20 protein-coding genes are annotated in these 18,507 nt (G+C 51.8%); 17 read left to right on the top strand and 3 right to left on the bottom strand.

What is annotated here, in order from left to right; all coding sequences use genetic code 11:
- Nucleotide 1: 1 nt before the first annotated feature.
- The 13 genes from tet(34) (at nt 2) to pgpA (ending at nt 11,040) form a co-directional block, all read left to right on the top strand.
- Nucleotides 2–448 (top strand): oxytetracycline resistance phosphoribosyltransferase domain-containing protein Tet(34), encoded by a 447-nt coding sequence (gene tet(34) / locus CAG65_RS10915; RefSeq protein ID WP_337247553.1) that lies wholly within the window; start codon nt 2–4, stop codon nt 446–448.
- A gap of 95 nt (nt 449–543) precedes the next feature.
- Nucleotides 544–1,791, top strand: a complete 1,248-nt coding sequence (gene frsA / locus CAG65_RS10910; protein ID WP_161453633.1) for an esterase FrsA — start codon at nt 544–546, stop codon at nt 1,789–1,791.
- 102 nt (nt 1,792–1,893) lie between these two features.
- Nucleotides 1,894–2,280, top strand: a complete 387-nt coding sequence (gene crl, locus CAG65_RS10905) for a sigma factor-binding protein Crl (RefSeq protein WP_021705859.1) — start codon at nt 1,894–1,896, stop codon at nt 2,278–2,280.
- A gap of 123 nt (nt 2,281–2,403) precedes the next feature.
- Nucleotides 2,404–3,543 (top strand): glutamate 5-kinase, encoded by a 1,140-nt coding sequence (gene proB, locus CAG65_RS10900; RefSeq protein WP_021705858.1) that lies wholly within the window; start codon nt 2,404–2,406, stop codon nt 3,541–3,543.
- A 19-nt stretch (nt 3,544–3,562) separates the two neighbouring features.
- On the top strand, nt 3,563–4,813 hold the full coding sequence (locus tag CAG65_RS10895; protein WP_021705857.1) for a glutamate-5-semialdehyde dehydrogenase: 1,251 nt from the start codon (nt 3,563–3,565) through the stop codon (nt 4,811–4,813).
- 104 nt (nt 4,814–4,917) lie between these two features.
- Nucleotides 4,918–5,367 (top strand): transcriptional regulator NrdR, encoded by a 450-nt coding sequence (gene nrdR, locus CAG65_RS10890; RefSeq protein ID WP_021705856.1) that lies wholly within the window; start codon nt 4,918–4,920, stop codon nt 5,365–5,367.
- An 8-nt stretch (nt 5,368–5,375) separates the two neighbouring features.
- A complete protein-coding gene (gene ribD / locus CAG65_RS10885; RefSeq protein WP_040902774.1) occupies nt 5,376–6,479 on the top strand; it encodes a bifunctional diaminohydroxyphosphoribosylaminopyrimidine deaminase/5-amino-6-(5-phosphoribosylamino)uracil reductase RibD in 1,104 nt (367 codons plus the stop codon).
- A gap of 5 nt (nt 6,480–6,484) precedes the next feature.
- On the top strand, nt 6,485–7,141 hold the full coding sequence (locus tag CAG65_RS10880; protein ID WP_021705854.1) for a riboflavin synthase: 657 nt from the start codon (nt 6,485–6,487) through the stop codon (nt 7,139–7,141).
- A 51-nt stretch (nt 7,142–7,192) separates the two neighbouring features.
- Entirely contained in the window at nt 7,193–8,299 is a 1,107-nt protein-coding gene (gene ribBA, locus CAG65_RS10875; protein WP_021705853.1) for a bifunctional 3,4-dihydroxy-2-butanone-4-phosphate synthase/GTP cyclohydrolase II, read from the top strand.
- A 211-nt stretch (nt 8,300–8,510) separates the two neighbouring features.
- Complete coding sequence (gene ribH / locus CAG65_RS10870) at nt 8,511–8,981, top strand: 6,7-dimethyl-8-ribityllumazine synthase (protein ID WP_021705852.1); 471 nt, start codon at nt 8,511–8,513, stop codon at nt 8,979–8,981.
- Nucleotides 8,981–9,448: a transcription antitermination factor NusB gene (gene nusB, locus CAG65_RS10865; RefSeq protein ID WP_021705851.1), complete on the top strand. Its 468-nt coding sequence runs from the start codon at nt 8,981–8,983 to the stop codon at nt 9,446–9,448. The genes ribH and nusB overlap by 1 nt, the downstream gene beginning before the upstream one ends.
- 114 nt (nt 9,449–9,562) lie before the next feature.
- A complete protein-coding gene (gene thiL, locus CAG65_RS10860) occupies nt 9,563–10,537 on the top strand; it encodes a thiamine-phosphate kinase (protein ID WP_021705850.1) in 975 nt (324 codons plus the stop codon).
- Nucleotides 10,534–11,040, top strand: a complete 507-nt coding sequence (pgpA, locus tag CAG65_RS10855) for a phosphatidylglycerophosphatase A (RefSeq protein ID WP_021705849.1) — start codon at nt 10,534–10,536, stop codon at nt 11,038–11,040. The genes thiL and pgpA overlap by 4 nt, the downstream gene beginning before the upstream one ends.
- 55 nt (nt 11,041–11,095) lie before the next feature.
- On the opposite strand, the gene CAG65_RS10850 is transcribed toward pgpA, so the two are convergent.
- The 3 genes from CAG65_RS10850 to map form a co-directional block, all read right to left on the bottom strand.
- Nucleotides 11,096–11,479: a DUF3461 family protein gene (locus tag CAG65_RS10850; RefSeq protein ID WP_021705848.1), complete on the bottom strand. Its 384-nt coding sequence runs from the start codon at nt 11,477–11,479 to the stop codon at nt 11,096–11,098.
- Nucleotides 11,480–11,593: 114 nt separating this feature from the next.
- A complete protein-coding gene (gene glnD, locus CAG65_RS10845) occupies nt 11,594–14,218 on the bottom strand; it encodes a bifunctional uridylyltransferase/uridylyl-removing protein GlnD (protein ID WP_161453632.1) in 2,625 nt (874 codons plus the stop codon).
- 107 nt (nt 14,219–14,325) lie between these two features.
- Nucleotides 14,326–15,204 (bottom strand): type I methionyl aminopeptidase, encoded by an 879-nt coding sequence (gene map / locus CAG65_RS10840; protein ID WP_161453631.1) that lies wholly within the window; start codon nt 15,202–15,204, stop codon nt 14,326–14,328.
- 362 nt (nt 15,205–15,566) lie between these two features.
- Between map and rpsB the strand changes: the two genes are divergently transcribed.
- The 4 genes from rpsB to CAG65_RS10820 all read left to right on the top strand — a co-directional run.
- Nucleotides 15,567–16,295 carry a 30S ribosomal protein S2 gene (rpsB, locus tag CAG65_RS10835; protein ID WP_021705845.1) on the top strand — a complete coding sequence of 243 codons (729 nt, stop codon included), beginning with the start codon at nt 15,567–15,569 and terminating at the stop codon, nt 16,293–16,295.
- Between the two features lie 132 nt (nt 16,296–16,427).
- On the top strand, nt 16,428–17,270 hold the full coding sequence (gene tsf, locus CAG65_RS10830; protein WP_161453630.1) for a translation elongation factor Ts: 843 nt from the start codon (nt 16,428–16,430) through the stop codon (nt 17,268–17,270).
- A gap of 148 nt (nt 17,271–17,418) precedes the next feature.
- The gene (pyrH, locus tag CAG65_RS10825) at nt 17,419–18,150 is read left to right on the top strand and encodes a UMP kinase (RefSeq protein ID WP_021705843.1); all 732 of its coding nucleotides are present in this window, start codon (nt 17,419–17,421) and stop codon (nt 18,148–18,150) included.
- Nucleotides 18,151–18,251: 101 nt separating this feature from the next.
- A partial coding sequence (locus tag CAG65_RS10820; protein WP_161453629.1) for a ribosome recycling factor occupies nt 18,252–18,507 on the top strand: 256 nt, incomplete at its 3' end.

Below are 18,507 nucleotides of genomic sequence, written 5' to 3'. Positions count from 1 at the left end.
TATCACTTGGGACCAGATGCACACACATTGCCGTGAGCTGGCTGAAAAACAAATGCCGGCAGAGCAATGGAAAGGGATCTGGGCAGTCAGCCGTGGTGGTCTGGTTCCGGGGGCGATCCTGGCGCGCGAACTGGGCATCCGCCACGTCGATACGATCTGTATCTCCAGCTACGATCACGATCATCAACGTGACATGAGTGTTCTGAAAGCACCGGAAGGTGACGGTGAAGGCTATCTGATTGTGGAAGATCTGGTCGACAGCGGCGACACTGCTCGCAAGCTGCGTGAAATGTACCCGAAAGCGAAATTGATTGCAGTGTGCGCTAAGCCATCCGGTGCAGCACTGCTGGATGATTATGTTGTTGATATTGCTCAAGACACCTGGATTGAACAGCCGTGGGATATGGCGATTCAATACATTGAGCCGATCAACCGTAAACAGAAGTAAGCACGGTTAAAAAATAATATTTTGAAAAATGACCCTTTAATGGGTCATTTTTTTTATTACTATAACCTGAACAGAAGCAATAACCGGAAGATGTCATGTCAGAACCAACCAGCAAGAACCTCTCAGAAACGCTTTTTGTCAAACACAAACAAGCCAAAGAGACATCAGCACTGACGCAATATATGCCGAGCAGTCAGGTGGCGCTGGAGGAAAAGCAGCAGCAGGAGCAGCATTCCTGGTATCGCAACTTGCGCCGGCTGCAATGGGTCTGGCAGGGCATTGATCCAATAGAGATGGAAAGCGTGCTGGCGCGCATCGCGTCTTCCAAGCATTCGCGTACCCGGGATGAGTGGCTGGATACGGTGATGGGCTACCACGGCGGGAACTGGACGTATGAGTGGACCCGGCTTGGTATGCTGCATCAGAAAAGGGCCAACGATATGCAGGGTGAGAAAGCCGCTGATGAGCTGTTCTCGGCTTCGTTGTGCTTTAGCATCGCCGGTTATCCGCATCTGAAAAATGACAACCTGGCGTTGCAGGCGCAGGTGCTGGCCAACAGCGCTTATAACGATGCAGCGAAGAAAACTAAGTACGTCATCAAGCAGATTGAGGTACCGTATAAAAATAAACGCATCATCGCTAATCTGCACCTGTCGAACACCGAAAAGCCACAACCTGTGGTGATGGTCAGTGCCGGGCTGGACAGTTTACAGACCGACATGTGGCGTCTGTTTCGGGATCATTTTGCCAAGCGGGATATCGCGATGTTGACGGTTGATATGCCCTCCATCGGGCACAGCAGCCACTGGCCGTTGAGTGAAGATTCCTCCTGCCTCCATCAGGCCGTCTTAAATGAGTTACCTAAACTGCCTTGGGTCGATCATCGCCGCGTCGGACTCATTGGCTTCCGGTTTGGCGGCAATGCCATGGTGCGTCTGTCGTTTCTCGAACAAGAGAAAATCAAAGCGTGTGTCTCGCTGGGGGCACCGATTCACGATGTGTTGTCGTCACCGAATAAACTGAAAATGATGTCAAAAATGTATTTGGATGTGCTGGCTTCGCGCATGGGAAAATCGGCTGTCGACATCAACAGTCTGGCCGGCCAGATGATGGCTTGGTCGCTCAAAGTGCAAGGTTTTCTCTCCAGCCGAAAAACTAAGGTGCCGATTCTGGCGATGAGTATGGAGGGGGATCCTGTGTCTCCGCCATCGGACAACCAGTTGGTCGCGCTGTTTAGCGACTACGGTAAAGCGAAGAAAATCAGCAACAAGACAATTTCAAAAGGATATGAGCAATCCCTCGATTTGGCGATAAATTGGTTAGAGGATGAACTATTTAGATGACTTTCCAGCGGATTTAGTTAACAGTGAACTTATGGGTAGAAAATAACCATATGATTATTACCCAGTTTAAGGGCATTCTTAACATGAAAATGGAGAGTCACAATGTCAGAGAAGACAAGTCCTACTCATTATCGTTTGTTGACGGCACTGAAAGCAATTGGGCCTTATTTGCGCGAGGGACAATGCGCAGACGGCTTTTACCTGTTTGACTGTTTATCGGTCTGCGTGAATGACCAGAAATCCCCGGAAAAGCGCGAGTTTTGGGGCTGGTGGATGGAGTTAGAACAGGAAGAAAAAGGCTTTGCGGCCAAGTATCACATTGGACGTTATAACGTGGAAGGCGAGTGGGTAGTGACCGACCTGCCGCAACCGGCCATTCAAGATGTGAACAAAACTCAGGAAGAGTTTCACCTCAAGCTGGTTAACGCTCTGGATGACAAGTTTGGCCTCAGTGTCGAATTGCATGATGAATCGGTTGAATTCGTCTGATTTTCCCCATCTTCCCCTTCTGAAATACAAAAAGGTGCTTTTCTAGCACCTTTTCTGCTTGTTAATTCTGTGCTGGATTGCTAAAACAAAGCCTCTCGTACGTTTTTCATTTCAAAAGACATCATGACAACGAATCAACAAAGTGTAACCGCTCAGCAACCCAAAACGGTTGTCGTAAAACTTGGTACCAGTGTTCTGACTGGTGGCACGCTGGCGTTGGACAGAGCTCATATGGTAGAGCTGGTCCGTCAGTGTGCGGAGTTAAAAAAACAAGGCCACTCAGTGGTCATGGTATCGTCAGGTGCAATCGCAGCTGGCCGTGAGCATTTAGGTTACCCCGCACTGCCCAATTCGATGGCGAGCAAACAGTTGTTGGCGGCGGTGGGGCAGAGTCAGTTGATTCAGGTGTGGGAATCGTTGTTCGCCATTTACGGGCTGAAAATCGGTCAGATGCTGCTGACCCGCGCGGATCTGGAAGATCGGGAGCGTTTTCTCAATGCGCGCGACACTATCAATGCGCTGGTCGACAACGGCATTATTCCCGTGGTGAACGAAAACGACGCGGTGGCGACCAGTGAAATCAAAGTGGGCGACAACGACAACCTTTCAGCACTGGTCGGCATTCTCTGTGGTGCGGACAAACTGCTCCTGCTGACCGACCAGAAGGGCTTGTTTACGGCCGATCCGCGCAAAGATCCCGACGCTGAGCTGATCAAAGAAGTCAAAACCATCGACGCCACGCTGCGCAAAATTGCGGGCGGTTCCGGGACCACGCTGGGTACCGGCGGGATGGCGACCAAGCTGCAGGCGGCGGACATCGCGCGCCGCGCCGGGATTGAAGTCATCATTGCGGCCGGCAGTGCGCCAAACGTGATTTTTGACGCACTCAGTGATGAACCACACGGTACCCGTTTTCTGCCGTGCTCTGAGGCGCTGGAAAATCGTAAACGTTGGATCCTGGCCGGACCGGCGGCGGGCGGCGACATCTTTATCGATGACGGTGCGGTTAATGCCGTGGTCGGCAAGGGCAGCAGCCTGCTGGCCAAAGGGGTGGTAAAAGTCAGTGGTGAATTTGCTCGCGGCGAAGTGGCGCGCATTACCAATCGACACGGCGACTTGATCGCTCGGGGGATCACTAGCTACTCCAGTCGGGATCTGGCCAAAATTGCCGGTAAACACAGTAACGACATTCTTGCTATTCTGGGCTACGACTACGGCTCTGAAATCATTCACCGTGACGACATGGTAGTGATCACGGAATAACGCTTAAGAGGGAAAGCACGTGGATTTAATGAACATGGGCAAGGCGGCCAAAGAGGCTGCTTTCCACCTGGCGACCGCCTCGACGGCGCAGAAAAACAGAGCTCTGGCCATCATTGCCGATGAGCTGGAAGCCAACGCTGATACCATTCTGGCGGCCAATGACAAAGACATTCAACTCGGTCGTGAAGCTGGCCTGAGTGACGCATTGCTTGATCGCTTGCTGCTCAACTCAGAGCGCCTGCAGAGTATGGCCAACGATGTACGCAATGTGATTAGCCTCAATGACCCGGTGGGGAGCGAAATCGACAGCAAAGTGCTGGAAAACGGTATGTCGCTGTCACGTCGACGTGTCCCATTGGGAGTGGTCGGGGTGATTTACGAAGCGCGGCCGAATGTGACCATCGATATTGCGGCGCTGTGTCTGAAAACGGGGAATGCCAGCATTCTGCGCGGTGGCAAAGAAACTTTCTTCTCCAATATGGAGCTGGTGAAGGTGATTCAATCGGCGCTGGAAAAAGCGAAGCTTCCAGCGGCTGCCGTGCAATACATTGAAAAACCGGATAGAGAGCTGGTGACCCAGTTGCTCAAGCTGGATGATTATGTCGATATGATCATCCCTCGCGGCGGCGCTGGTTTGCATAAAATGTGTAAAGAAAACAGCACGATCCCTGTGATTATCGGCGGATTCGGCATCAGTCATATGTTTGTTGACGACAGTGCAGAGCTGGACAAATCACTGGCTGTGATTGAAAACGCGAAAGTACAGCGTCCGTCGGCGTGTAACGCGCTCGATACCTTGTTGGTGCATGAAAACGTGGCGGCACAACTGTTACCAAAGCTGGCGGCTCGCCTGGCTGGCCGTGTGACTTTCGTAGCGACACCTGAGGCTAAAGCACTGCTGGGGAGTGCCGCTGAAATGCGTGAGGCCGTGCACGGGGACTTCGATACGGAGTGGCTGAGTTACACCTTAGGGGTGAAGCTGGTGGCGGATGTACGGGAGGCGATCGAGCATATGCGACAGCACAATGCCAGTCATTCGGATGCGATCTTAACTAATAGCCTGAAAAATGCGGAGTTGTTTATTAACTCGGCGGGCTCGGCGGCGGTGTATGTTAATGCCTCGACCCGCTTTACCGATGGTGCACAGTTTGGACTGGGTGCGGAAGTGGCCGTCTCAACACAAAAACTGCACGCCCGTGGGCCGATGGGCTTGGAAGAGCTGACCAGTTACAAATGGGTAGGCGTGGCAGATTACCTGTCGCGTAGCTAGCAATTCTGGTGCAAAGTCACCGTAAAAAGGGGCGTTGACGCCCCTTTTTGTTTTCTTCACCGAAGCAATTCCGCTACACTACCAATCAATTACTTGGAGGTGATATGCATTGTCCTTTTTGCTCTGAGAACGACACTAAAGTGATCGATTCTCGTCTGGTGGCGGATGGTCATCAGGTCAGGCGTCGCCGTCAGTGTCTGGCGTGTGGTGAGCGCTTCACCACATTTGAGAGCGCCGAGTTGGTGATGCCGAAAGTGATCAAGTCGAACGGCAATCGTGAACCGTTCAATGAAGACAAAATGGTCGGTGGTATTCAGCGTGCGCTGGAGAAACGCCCGGTCAGTGCTGATTCGGTGGAACTGGCCATCAGTCAGATCAAATCCAAGCTGCGGGCAACCGGTGAACGCGAGGTACCGAGCGAAATGATTGGTAACCTGGTGATGGAGCAACTGCGTGAACTGGATAAAGTGGCCTATATCCGATTTGCGTCCGTATACCGTAGTTTTGAAGACATTAAAGAGTTTGGTGAAGAGATCGCCAGACTAGAAGATTGATGCACGCCATGCCGACTTTTACTCCTCTTGATTATCAAATGATGTCCCGTGCCATTCAACTGGCCAGACGGGGCGTCTACACCACGGCTCCCAATCCGAATGTCGGCTGTGTCATCGTGTGCGATGGCAACATTGTCGGTGAAGGCTTTCATTACCGTGCCGGCGAACCACACGCGGAAGTGCATGCACTCCGTATGGCGGGCGAGCGGGCTCGCGGCGCGGTGGCGTATGTTACGCTTGAGCCATGTTCGCACTATGGCCGAACTCCGCCCTGCGCCGAGGGGTTGATTCGGGCGGGTGTGAGCAAAGTGATTTGCGCCATGGAAGATCCGAACCCTAAAGTGGCCGGTCGAGGCATTACTATGCTGCGTGAAGCGGGGATCGAAGTCGCGGTGGGGTTACTGGAGCAAGATGCGCTGGCACTCAACCCTGCTTTTATTAAGCGGATGAAAACTGGCATGCCGTACGTGCAACTGAAAATGGCGGCCAGTCTCGATGGTCAAACGGCGCTGGCCAATGGTCAGAGCCAGTGGATCACGTCTGATGCCGCGCGTCAGGATGTCCAGAAATACCGTGCACAGGCCGGCGCGGTGCTTTCAACTAGCCGTACGGTAATTGACGATGACGCTTCTCTGAATGTGCGTTACGACGATCTTCCTGCTGGAGTAACGGCGCATTACGCACGCCAGGATGTACGCCAGCCTGTGCGGGTGATCCTCGATCGCCAGCAAAATCTGCTGCCAACACTTAAACTGTTTAATACGGCTGGAGAGGTCTTGGTTGTGTCTCCGCAAGGGGATGTCGCCACTAAGTTGGCTGAAGATGGTCACATTGATCTGGCGACGACACTGGCTATTTTAGCCAATGAGCATCACATTCATCACCTGTGGGTTGAAGCCGGCGCCACATTGGCGAGCGCGCTGCTCAAACAGCGTTTGGTGGATGAGCTGGTGATTTATCTCGCGCCAAAACTGATGGGCAGTGATGGACGAGGCCTGTTCGGCGCACTGGGACTGGACACGATGGACCAGGCGATCGAGCTGGATATTCAGGATGTACGCCCGGTAGGAAATGACCTTCGTATCGTGGCTAAGTTAAAACACAAAGATTAACGAATATGTTTACCGGAATTATTGAGGCGGTCGGTACCCTGACTGCCATCACCCCAAAAGGGGAAGACATCAGTGTGACGGTCGATGCCGGTCAACTGGACATGAGCGACGTGAAATTGGGTGACAGTATTGCCACCAATGGTGTTTGCCTGACGGTAACACACCTTGATGGACGCCGTTATACGGCAGACCTGTCGGTCGAGACGATGAACAAAACCGGCTTCACCGGCTACAAGGTTGGCGATACAGTCAACCTGGAAAAAGCCATGTTGCCAACCACGCGGTTTGGTGGCCATATTGTTTCAGGTCATGTGGATGGCGTGGGCGAGATTATTGAACGTCAGTTGGTTGGACGGGCAATCGAGTTGTGGGTCGCGATGCCGCAAGAGATTGCACGTTATGTGGCTGAAAAAGGGTCGGTGACGGTGGATGGCATCAGCCTGACGGTCAACGGCCTGCGTAAAAACGCATTCAAACTGACGATCGTACCGCACACCTCTCAGGAAACCACCATTGACCAGTTTCAGGTCGGACGCCGGGTGAATCTCGAGGTGGATGTGATGGCCCGATATATGGAGCGTCTGCTGCAGGGCGCTGATGAAAGCCAGGAGCCGCAGTCTCGCCTGACAATGGAATTCTTACAACAAAACGGCTTTGCCTAACTTGGCGGGCCGCCTGGCCGATGAATAGCCCAAAACAACAGGAATAAGATCATGCCGATTAGTACGCCACAGGAAATTATTGATGATATTCGTCAGGGGAAAATGGTGATCCTGATGGATGATGAAGATCGCGAAAACGAGGGCGATCTGATCATGGCTGCCGAGCACATTACGCCGGAAGCGATCAACTTCATGGCCACCCACGGACGCGGCCTGATCTGCCTGACCATGACCAAAGAACGTTGTTTGTCTCTCGGCTTGCCGCCGATGGTGCAGGACAATAATGCGCAGTACACCACCAATTTTACTGTCTCCATTGAAGCGGCAGAGGGCGTGACAACCGGCATTTCAGCGGCAGATCGTGCACGCACGGTTCAAGCGGCGGTGGCGAAAGAGGCCAAAGCATCGGATCTGGTTCAACCGGGCCATATTTTCCCGTTAGCGGCACAGGACGGTGGAGTACTGACCCGTGCAGGGCACACTGAAGCGGGGTGTGATCTGGCGCGTCTGGCGGGGCTGGAGCCTGCGTCCGTGATCGTTGAAATCCTCAATGATGATGGCACCATGGCACGCCGCCCGGATCTGGAAATTTTTGCCGATAAACACGGCATCAAACTCGGCACCATTGCGGATCTGATAGAGTATCGCAACAACACCGAAACCACGATAGAACGCGTTGCTCAGTGCAAGTTGCCGACCGAGTTTGGGGAATTTGAACTGGTGACTTATCGTGACACCATCGACAATCAGATCCACTACGCGTTGAAAAAAGGCAGCCTGGAAAATACGCCTTTGGTGCGCGTGCATCTGCAGGATACCTTTACTGATCTGCTGCGCAGTGATCGCAATGCTGAGCGCAGCTGGACGCTGGACAAAGCGATGAAACGCATTGGCCAGGAAGGTGGGGTTCTGGTGATCCTGGGGAATGAAGAATCGGCGGATCTGCTCATCCACCGGGTCAAAATGTTTGAAGCTCAGGACAACGGACAGGCTCCGACCATGGCGAAGAAACAGGGCACCTCTCGCCGTGTGGGGGTTGGGTCGCAAATTCTGGCTGACCTGGGCGTGCACGATATGCGTCTCCTGTCGTCCAGCAATAAGAAGTACCATGCGTTGGGGGGATTTGGCCTTAACGTTGCTGAATACGTGTGCGAATAGTCCCGCTTCTGACCTGACAGACAGAGACAGTCACACAGCCCGCGATGCGGGCTGTGTTTTTTTCTGCTGGGGCTGATGAAGAAAGCGTTACTCGGTGCTGTGCCTACTCAGAAGGTGGAGCCGACGTGGCAAATTTCCATTAGATATTGCTCACAAATCTATGCTAGAATCCGGCGATTCTCACTTGATGAACAAAGTTAAAGGAAAGCTTATGAAAGTGATCGAAGGTGGTTTCCCTGCACCAAATGCAAAAGTTGCGATTGTGATTTCTCGTTTCAACAGTTTCATTAACGAAAGCCTGTTGTCTGGTGCTATCGACACTTTAAAGCGTCACGGCCAAGTGAGCGACGAAAACATCACAGTAGTACGCTGCCCGGGTGCGGTCGAGCTACCACTGGTTGCACAACGTGTTGCAAAAACCGGTAAATTTGATGCTATCGTTTCGCTGGGTTCTGTAATTCGTGGTGGCACACCACACTTTGACTATGTTTGCAGTGAAATGAATAAAGGTCTGGCGCAAGTGTCTATGGAGTTTAGCATTCCTGTGGCATTTGGTGTTTTGACCGTTGATACTATCGATCAAGCTATTGAACGCGCAGGAACCAAGGCTGGTAACAAAGGTGCAGAGGCTGCACTGAGCGCACTTGAGATGATTAACGTTCTGTCTGAAATTGATTCCTAATGGGGGCCAGTGTGAAACCAGCCGCACGTCGTAATGCACGTCAATTTGCGCTACAAGCTATCTACTCATGGCAAATTACCAATGAGAACGTAGCAACTATCGAAGAACAATTCCTTTCTGGTGGCAAATATGATGAAGAAGAACATCATGCCGCTGAGCCTGCTCTGGCTGCACCAGAAACTGACGTTGCTTACTTCCGTGATCTTCTGACCGGTGTGGTACTGAGCCACAAAGAGCTGGACAGCAAGATCCGCCCATACACGTCCCGTCCGATGCAGGACTTGGACATGATGGAGCTGGCGCTGCTGCGTCTGGCGATGTACGAAATGACCCGTCGTGAAGATGTACCTTACAAAGTGGTGATCAACGAAGCGATCGAACTGGCTAAAGTGTTCGCCGCAGAAGACAGCCATAAGTTTGTCAACGGTGTGCTGGACAAAGCCGCACCGCATGTACGTAAGAAATAAACGTTTTCTGTAAATAAAAAGGTCAGCACACGCTGGCCTTTTTTGTGATAATTAACTCATGCTGACCATGACGGGTCGGCATGCCAATCAGTCATAAGGAACCAGGACCTGCCAATGTCTGGGGAATTTAACCTTATCGAAAAATACTTTGTGGGACGCCAGTCGCAGCGCAAAGATGTGCTATTGGCGGCCGGCGATGATTGTGCACTGGTTCAGCCGCCGGACAATGTGGCGCTGGCCATCAGCACCGATACGCTGGTGGAAGGCACTCACTTTCTGAAATCAGCCAACCCGGGTTGGGTGGCGCACAAAGCGCTGGCTTCCAACATCAGTGATTTGGCCGCCATGGGGGCCACGCCTGCATGGGTCTCATTCGCTCTGACCATGCCGCAGGCAGACGAAGCTTGGCTGGCTCCTTTTTGTGACGCCTTTTTCCAGCTTGCCGACTATTTTGGTATTCAGCTAATCGGCGGGGATACCACCAAGGGGCCGTTGTGTCTGACCTTGACGGTGCAAGGGTTCGTCCCGAAAGAGCGTGCCCTGACTCGCCACACTGCTCAGGTTGGCGACTGGATATACGTGACCGGTGATCTCGGTGATAGCCGCGCCGGACTGGATGTGATTCTGGATGCGAACAAACGGTCTTTGCCGTTTGCCGATAAACTGGAAGAGCGCCATTTTATCTCCACACCTCGGGTGTTGGCCGGGCAGGCTCTGTTGAATATTGCCAGCGCGGCTATCGATATATCAGATGGTCTGATTGCCGATCTGGGCCACATTCTGCAACGTTCATCGGTCGGTGCCAGTATTGATGTGGCGGAATTGCCATTGTCGGCGGAACTGTTGCAGTTTCTCGGTGATACCACCCAAGCGCAGCAATACGCGCTGACCAGTGGGGAAGAGTACGAGCTGTGTTTCACCGTCCCGCAAGAGTACCGGGGCACGTTGGACAGTGCGTTGGCGCACTGTGGTACGAAAATCACCTGTATCGGCCAGATTCGCCCGGCCGGTACGTTCGAGTTACATCAGGGCGGCAAGCCGGTAGAATGGCAACTGCACGGTTTTGACCACTTTAAGGCAGGAAAATGACCAATCCACTTTCTTTGATTTCTTTGAAAAATCCCTGGCACCTGCTCGCCACCGGATTTGGCAGCGGATTGTCTCCGATTGTCCCGGGCACCATGGGGACACTGGCGGCGGTGCCGTTTTTCCTGTTGCTGGCGCAGCTGCCTTTGCCGTTGTACATCATTGCGGTACTGGCGTCGTGTCTGATTGGGATCAAAATCTGCCAGGTCACGTCCGACGACATGGGAGTGCATGATCACGGCTCGATTGTTTGGGATGAATTTTCCGGCTTCTGGATCACCATGCTGGTGGTGCCCTGGTTTCAGATCCCGCTCAGCGATTGGAAATGGTTGTTAACAGGATTTGTGTTGTTCCGAATTTTCGACATGATCAAGCCCTGGCCGATCAGTTGGCTGGACAAAACCGTCCACGGTGGCTTCGGGATTATGCTGGACGACATTGTTGCCGGGATCATGGCTGGGATTGCATTGTATCTGGTTGGGCACTTTGCGGGGTGGCTGAGTTGAAAGCTTAGCTGTCCGTGTTCTAGAAAAGAAAGGCTCCGAATGGAGCCTTTTGTGTTTATTTCAGTTTGTCTAAATCAGCTTCAATCTCAGCGATCTTGCTGGCCACTACTTTTTCCAGATGTTTGAGATCCGACAGGATCTTCTGCTTAATATCTGTTTCAGTGTGTTTTTCCGGCTTGGTCAGTTTGTTCAGCTCATCGATAACCAGAGTCAGGTTTCGGTTGATCTCAGTGACTTCCTTGTATTGATGGCTGCCGCTGTCGACCAAGACGTTTTTCACCTGTCGCGGATACTTGAACTTGACACTCTTCGCAAACAGTTCGCCTTTCTGCTTACGAAAATAGATCTTCAGTACGTCTTTGTGCGCTTCCTGGCGTAGAGAGTAGCGCTCTATCTGTTTAGGATCCTGGATGCCTAAGCCGGTGAGGTTTGGATACATAAGTGACCTCTTAATGTTTGTCTCTGAAACAGTACCACCTTCCTACTGTAGCAGTCTAAAAATGTGTCAGATAGCTGATATTTAAACCAAATGCCTAACTTGTGGGCGAGATCGCTAGTTCGGTGCCAGCTCAGCCACATTGTCGATGAGTGATGCCCGCAGGGCTTGCTCTTCGTCTTCGCTCAGGCGGCCGCCATTGTGACTGGTGAGAATAAATAAATCCTCGGCTCGTTCGCCAATGGTGGTGATTTTCGCCGCATGCAGGTTGATGCCAAGATCCGCAAACGTCGCCCCAACGGTGGCCAGCAGGCCGGGAGTATCCAGAGCAACAAATTCCATCAGGGTGCGTTTTTTGCTCTTGGTTGGCAGAAAATCCACCTGAGTGCGGACTTTAAAATGCTTGAGCTGACGCGGTACCCGGCGCGGCCGGATTTTAACCGGACGGCTGTCTTGCAGCACGTGTGTCAGGTGCTTAATGATGGCATTGTGGCGATTTTCCTCCACCGCATTACCGAATTGATCGAGCACCATAAAGGTATCCAGCACGTAACCGTCTTTGCTGGTCATGACCTGTGCATCGTGGACATTGAAGTTACGTCGGTCAAGCTCGGCCACTACAGTAGCGAACAGCGCATGTTGGTCTTTGCTGTAGACAAACACTTCGGTGCCTCCACGGGTGGCTTTTTTGCTCACCAGAATCAAGGGCTGATCCGGATCGTCATGGCGCAGCAGGTGGGTGCAGTGCCAGGCGATTTGTTTGTGAGTGTGACGTAAGAAGTAGTCGGCTTTAAAACGTTGCCATAGCAGCTCGATCTCCCGTGCGGCAAAGCCTTCTTTGCGCAGCAGCGCCGACGCCAATTGCTGGTTGTGACGAATGCGATCACGGACGTCGACCGGATTTTCCAGCCCGCGGCGCAGCGCACGTTGGGTTGAATAAAACAGCTCAGCCAGTAGGGTGCGTTTCCAACTGTTCCACAACTCCGGGTTGGTGGCGCAGATATCGGCCACGGTCAGACACACCAGGTACTCCAGGTATTCCTCGTCGCGGACCGTTTTCGCAAACTCGGCTATCACGTCCGGATCGTAGATGTCACGACGCTGCGCCGTGACGGACATCAACAGGTGATTGAGCACCAGCCACGACACCAGTTTGGCTTCGGGTTTGGACAGGCCATGTTCGATACAGAAACTGTAGGCCTCTTCTGCGCCGATTTCGGAATGATCCCCGCCGCGGCCTTTGCCGATGTCATGGAAAATCGCGGCCAGAATCAGCAACTCTTTTTTCTGCAGCCGAGGGTAGACCTCACAGCAGATCGGGTGTTTGTCGTGATTACTGGCGTAGCTAAAGGTATTGATGTGTTTGAGCAGACGGATGCTGTGTTCGTCGACGGTGTAAACGTGGAACAGATCAAATTGCATCTGGCCGACAATCTGGCTCCACTGTGGCAGGTAAGCGGCCAGTACTCCGAGTTTGTGCATCAGGCTGAAGGCTTTATGCAATGCGTTAGGGTGGCGGCACAGCTCCATGAACTTTTCCCGAGCCTCCGGGATGGTGTGGAGAAACTTGTTCAGGCGACGGCGGGCGGTGCGCAATTGACGTAGCGTCGGCGGAGCGACGCCTTCGATGCTTGAATCGTTAGCAATATGGATAAACATGTCCAGAATGGTTTCTGGCCGAGCCTGAAACAGCGCCGGTTTGCGCGCTTCTATCAGCGGCCCGCGACGCTGAAAATCATCACTGAGGATTTGCGGTGGTGCCTCAATGCCGTTTTCTAAGATGGCCTGGTCGAAAATCTTGAGCAGCATTTTGTTGAGTTCTGCCACCCGGCGCAGCGTGCGATAGAACTCTTTCATCATCATCTCAACTCCGCGGTTGCCGTCGCCGACAAAACCGAGGTGTTCAGCCACTTTGACCTGATGGGCGAACGTCAACCGGTTGTCGTAGCGTTTGAGTTCTATGTGCAGCGCAAAGCGCACCCGCCAGAGAAAGTCCTGACACTCGACCAGTTCACGGTATTCGGCGTCGGTCAGAAAACCAAAGCGGCTCATCTCAAACAGAGAAGTGGCGCCGAAGTGGCGGCGGGCAATCCAGCCCAGGGTGTGAATATCGCGCAGCCCGCCCGGTGTCGACTTGATGTCCGGTTCCAGATTGTAGGTTGTGTCGTGGTAGCGGGCGTGGCGTTCGCGCTGCTCTTGTACTTTCGCTTTGTAGAAGGTCTCACTCGGCCAGAACGATTCAGAATGAATAACCATCTTGAGCTGATGAAACGTATCTTCACAACCACACAGCAGGCGCGCTTCCTGTAAATTGGTGGCCACGGTCAGATCGCGACGACCGATGTCGGCACACTCGTCCACGGAGCGCACGGCATGGCCGACTTCCAGCCGTAAGTCCCACAGTAAGGTAATGAACTCACTGACTTTAGTGCCCATCGATTCCGGTAACGGCTTGCGTGATACCACCAGAATATCGATGTCTGATAAGGGGTGCAGTTCGCCTCGGCCATAACCGCCCACCGCCACCAGACTGATGTTGGGCAGAGCGTCAAAGCCAAAGTGTTGCCACAAACGGAACAGCAGCAGGTCAATGTACTCTGCCCGGCCGAGGACCAAGTCGGTCACCGGATGATGTTTGAGGAATTCCTTCTTCTGATACTCGGCAAACAGGTCCAGCTGATTTTTCAGTTCACTGACGCTGAGTTGTTGTTCAGAAAAAGTCAGAGGTGATTGGTAAGGCATACGCGGCAATCCATGCGGTTAACTCCATAATCATTCAATTTATCAAAACGGAGCCAATAAAAAAATATCCCCGCAGGGCGGGGATATTCAAAAGGAGTTCACAAGGCTTACAGGTTGTTCATATGACGCGGGATGGTGTCATCGCTACGCAGGGTCATCACCTCACAACCTTCTTTCGTGACGACAATCGTGTGTTCGTATTGCGCCGATTTTTTGCCGTCGCCGGTGTACACCGTCCAGTCGTCCGCGGCGTCGACGCTTACGCCAAATTTGCCCGCGTTAATCATCGGCTCGATGGTGAAACACATGCCTTCTTTCAGTACACGGCGGTCGCTGTTCTTGTAATGCACCACCTGCGGTTCTTCATGGAATTCATTGCCGATGCCATGACCACAAAAATCTCTCACGATAGAAAACTTATTGCGTGGGTTCTTTTTGTTGTTGTCTTTGATGTATTTCTCGATGGCGCTGCCGATGTCACCAACCGTCGAGCCAGGTTTGACGGTGCGCATACCGACGTAGAGCGCTTCCTTCGTCACCATACACAGGCGTTTGTCTGCCGGTGACACCTCGCCCACCAGGAACATTTTAGAGGTATCTCCGTGGTAGCCTTCCGGGCGTGCGCTCAGATCGGCCTTTTCATCATTGGGCACGATCACGGTAATATCGACGTTGATAATGTCGCCGTTTTTCAGTACCGCTGGCTTTACCTGACCATTGCTGCCCACTTCGTCTTGTGTGGCAGGGATACCGTGACACACGATGTGGTTGATCGATGTACAGATAGATTTCGGGAAGCCGTGGTAGTTCAGCGGTGCTGAGTATGCGCCTCGCTCCAGAGCGTAGTCGTGACAGATCTGATTCAGTTCCTCTGTCGTTACACCCTCTTTAATGTGAGGTTCAATCATTTCAAGAACGTCGGCAGCCAGTTTTCCGGCGATGCGCATACGCTCGATTTCTTCAGCAGTTTTGATCTTGATAGACATCGACTTCTCTCTGTTTATTCTGGAGCACAGAATGTGCTTGTGGTCGCATTCTAACAGGATGTGTTGAGAATGTGTATTTGTCTTATTTCTGTCGTGGCGCTTGAGTGGTTTGAAGGCGAGTTACGGCGCGTCTGCCAGCCTGGTAACGGGCAATTTTTTCTGGTCAAGAGTGGCGGTTTTGTGATATAAAGCGCGCCGGAAACTTGGTTCGTTTTCTTCGAAAGGCGAAGCGGATTACGTTTCCGACTATACTTTTATCTTTAAATCACACACATTCCGACACATGTTCCGGGGTGCCCGTCTGATAGACAGGGTCGGATTCATGGGGGATGTGGAGGCCTAACCCCATAGAGGATTTTAAAATGGCAACTGTATCAATGCGCGATATGCTGAAAGCTGGTGTTCACTTCGGTCACCAGACTCGTTACTGGAACCCAAAAATGAAGCCATTCATCTTTGGTGCTCGTAACAAGGTTCACATCATCAACCTAGAAAAAACTGTACCGATGTTCAACGACGCTCTGGCTGAGCTGGCTAAAATCGGCGAGAAAAAAGGTAAAGTTCTTTTCGTAGGTACTAAGCGCGCTGCATCTGAAGCTGTTAAAGAAGCTGCTATCGCAAGCAACCAGTTCTACGTAAACAACCGCTGGTTGGGCGGCATGCTGACTAACTACAAAACTGTTCGTCAGTCTATCAAGCGTCTGAAAGAGCTTGAGACTCAATCTCAAGACGGTACTTTCGACAAGCTGACCAAGAAAGAAGCTCTGATGCGTACTCGCGAAATGGAGAAGCTAGAGAAATCTCTTGGTGGTATCAAAGACATGGGCGGCCTACCAGACGCTCTGTTCGTAATCGACGCTGATCACGAGCACATCGCAGTTAAAGAAGCGAACAACCTAGGTATTCCAGTATTTGCTGTTGTTGATACCAACTCTAACCCAGATGGTGTTGACTACGTTATCCCAGGTAACGACGACGCGATCCGTGCGGTACAGCTATACCTGAACGCTGCAGCTCAAGCTGTGTCTGAAGGTCGTAACCAAGACGTTGCAGCAGCTGCTGAAAAAGACGGTTTCGTAGAAGCTGAATAATAGCGGCTCTGTGTCACACTTAGTTTTATGTGAAACCAAGTTGTCGCATAAACTAAGTTATAGTTAGCATCAGGGGCCGACAATGTAGGCCCCTGATTTTTACCATATCCAGAATCAACTGAGGAATAGAGAATGGCTGTTACTGCTGCTCTAGTTAAAGAACTGCGCGAACGTACTGGCGCAGGCATGATGGAATGTAAGAAAGCGCTTGTTGAAACCGACGGCGACATCGAACTAGCAATCGAAAACATGCGTAAATCAGGCGCTGCTAAAGCTGCTAAGAAAGCAGGTAACCTAGCAGCTGAAGGCGCGATCATCATCAAAGACGCTGATGGCGTTGCCGTTCTTCTTGAAGTTAACTGCCAAACTGACTTCGTTGCTAAAGATGCTAACTTCGCTGCATTCGCTGAGAAAGTTGCAGTTGACGCGCTGGCTTCTAAAGCTTCTGTTGAAGAACTACAAGCGAAATTCGAAGAAGAGCGTGTTGCTCTGGTCGCTAAGATCGGTGAAAACATCACTATTCGTCGCGTACAATACGTTCAAGGCGCAGCTATCGCTTCGTACCGTCACGGTGAGAAAATCGGTGTAGTTGTTGCTGGTGAAGGCGATGCTGAGACTCTGAAGCACGTAGCTATGCACGTTGCTGCTTCTCGTCCAGAGTACCTGAACCCTGAAGACGTACCTGCTGACGTAGTAGAAAAAGAAAAAGCGGTTCAAGTTGAAATCGCGATGAACGAAGGTAAACCTGCAGAGATCGCAGAGAAGATGGTTGTTGGCCGTATGAAGAAATTCACTGGCGAAATCTCTCTGACTGGTCAGCCATTCGTTATGGAACCTAAGAAATCTGTTGGCGAAATCCTGAAAGAGAAAGGCGCTACTGTTTCTGCATTCGTTCGCCTGGAAGTAGGTGAAGGTATCGAGAAACAAGAAGGCCTGAGCTTCGCTGAAGAAGTCGCACTGGCGCAGAAAGGTTAATCCTTAGCGACGTGCACAATAAAAAGACCGTGGCCATGGCTGCGGTCTTTTTATGAGTAGCGGCCGATTTGCCGTGATGGATGCAGGTTAAGTGAGCCTTCATCCATGACTGTTAATCAATAACTCTCTTTTTTGGAAGGTAAACTCCATGACTACGAACCCTAAACCGGCATATCAACGAATTCTGTTAAAACTGAGTGGTGAAGCGCTGCAAGGCAATGAAGGTTTTGGTATTGATCCTGCGGTACTGGACCGTATGGCGCAAGAGGTCAAAGAACTGGTTGAACTGGGTGTTCAGGTGGGCGTGGTTATCGGTGGTGGTAACCTGTTCCGCGGTGCAGGTCTGGCGGAAGCGGGTATGAACCGTGTTGTGGGTGACCACATGGGGATGCTGGCAACGGTAATGAACGGCTTGGCGATGCGTGATGCCTTGCACCGTGCTTACGTGAACGCACGTGTAATGTCGGCAATTCCACTGCAAGGTGTGTGTGACGACTACAATTGGGCAGATGCCATCCGTGAACTGCGTCAGGGCCGCGTGGTGATTTTCTCGGCAGGTACCGGCAACCCATTCTTTACAACCGATTCTGCGGCGTGTCTGCGTGGTATTGAAATTGAAGCCGATGTGGTGCTTAAAGCGACCAAAGTCGATGGCGTATTTAGCGCAGACCCGGTAGCAAACCCGGACGCAGAACTGTATGATAAGTTGTCTTACAACGCTGTTCTGGAAAAAGAACTGAAAGTGATGGATTTGGCAGCGTTCACACTGGCTCGTGACCACAAAATGCCAATCCGTGTATTCAACATGAATAAACCAGGCGCCCTACGTCGCGTGGTGATGGGCGAAGCAGAAGGCACGCTGATCAGCGTCGCTGAATAACAGACTCAATTGCCATCGACACTCTCAGGTCGATGGCGTTGCCTTTTGCTTAAACCCTATTAGGCTTTCTTTTAGAAAGAAGACATATCTAAGGTGAAACTGTGATTAACGAAATCAAAAAAAGCGCTCAGGAGCGCATGGACAAAAGCGTTGAAGCGCTAAAAAATAACCTTTCTAAAATTCGTACCGGTCGTGCTCACCCAAGCCTGCTATCAGGTATCAATGTGGAGTATTACGGTGCACCAACTCCTCTGAACCAGGTTGCAAACGTAGTTGCTGAAGATGCACATACTCTGGCTATCACGGTTTTCGATAAAGAACTGACACCTAAGATTGAAAAAGCGATCATGCAGTCTG

Source organism: Vibrio sp. V39_P1S14PM300, assembly GCF_009904765.1.
Classification (GTDB): Bacteria; Pseudomonadota; Gammaproteobacteria; order Enterobacterales; family Vibrionaceae; genus Vibrio; species Vibrio proteolyticus.
The sequence above is the reverse complement of the archived record's forward strand: the minus strand, read 5'-3'. Positions and strand labels throughout refer to the sequence as shown.